This window comes from Streptomyces niveiscabiei (genome assembly GCF_001419795.1).
In the GTDB taxonomy this organism is placed as follows: Bacteria; Actinomycetota; Actinomycetes; order Streptomycetales; family Streptomycetaceae; genus Streptomyces; species Streptomyces niveiscabiei.
In genome coordinates, this window is record NZ_LIRL01000274.1 from 1 (window position 1) to 1,218 (window position 1,218).

The window sequence follows — 1,218 nt, forward strand, 5'->3', positions numbered from 1 at the left end:
CACCCCGGCCGCCCATCATCGACGCCCCCGCAGGACCCGCCGTCACGATCGACCCGGTGTGCCCCTCCTGAAGCGTGCTGATCGTGTACGCCGTAGGCCCGCCCAGCGCAGCCACGAGGCTCACCGAGGCCGCAGCCAGCGCGAGTCGACGGCTGATGCGCCCGGCGAAGATGAGCCCGAGCGCCCCGGTCAGCCCACCCACCAGCACCAGCCACTTCAGCCAAGGCAGGTAATCCGGCGTCCGGTTGAGCAGCACGTACCCCCAGGCAGCCGCCGAGACGACCGCAGCCGCGAGGGTGAGCGACGCCCAGATCTCGGCCCGCTTCTCCCACAACAGCCCCGCGCCCATCCCGACGACCGCCGCGATGTAGGGCGCGAGCGCCACCGTGTAGTACTGGTGGAAGATCCCCGCCATGTAGCTGAAGACGATCGCCGTCATCAGCAGCGACCCGCCCCACACGAGGAACGAACTCCGCGTCACGGACGCCCTCTTGAGCCTGCGCGTAGCGACCAGCCCACCCACCAGCAGGATCAGCGCGGCGGGCAGCAGCCACGAGATCTGGCCGCCGATCTCGGAGTTGAACATCCGGTCCCAGCCGGTCTCACCCCACTGCCCGGTGCCACCGCCCCCGCCGCCCCCGCCGACGGACCCGGTCTCCTCGCCGTTCAGACGGCCAAGTCCGTTGTAGCCGAAGGTGAGTTCGAGGAAGGAGTTGTTCTGCGACCCCCCGATGTACGGCCGCGAGGACGCGGGCCACAGCTCGACGATCGCGACCCACCAGCCGCCGGAGACGACCAACGCCCCGGTGGCGGCGGCGAGTTGACCCAGCCGCTTCCTGACAGAAACCGGCGCGCAGACCCCGTACACAGCGGCCAGCGCGGGCAGGATCAGGAACGCCTGGAGCGTCTTCGCGAGGAACGCGAACCCGATCGCCGCGCCCGCCCAGAGCAGCCACTTGGTCCGCCCGTCCTCCAGCGCGCGGACGACGAGGTAGCAGGCCACCGCCATGAGCAACGCGAGCATCGCGTCAGGGTTGTTGAAGCGGAACATCAGCGCGGCGACCGGCGTCGACGCCATGGTGGCCCCGGCGATCAGACCCGCGCCCGGCGAGAACCGGCGCCGTACCGCCGCGTACACCACCGCGACCGTACCGATCCCCATCAGCACTTCGGGGAGCAGGATCGCCCAGGAGCTGAGCCCGAAGATCCGTACGGAGA

The 1,218-nt window shown here is 70.4% G+C and carries 1 protein-coding gene; it reads right to left on the minus strand.

What is annotated here, in order from left to right:
• Positions 1 to 1,218 (minus strand): glycosyltransferase family 39 protein (locus AOK24_RS14670; protein WP_159051870.1); only part of this gene is annotated, 1,218 nt, incomplete at both ends.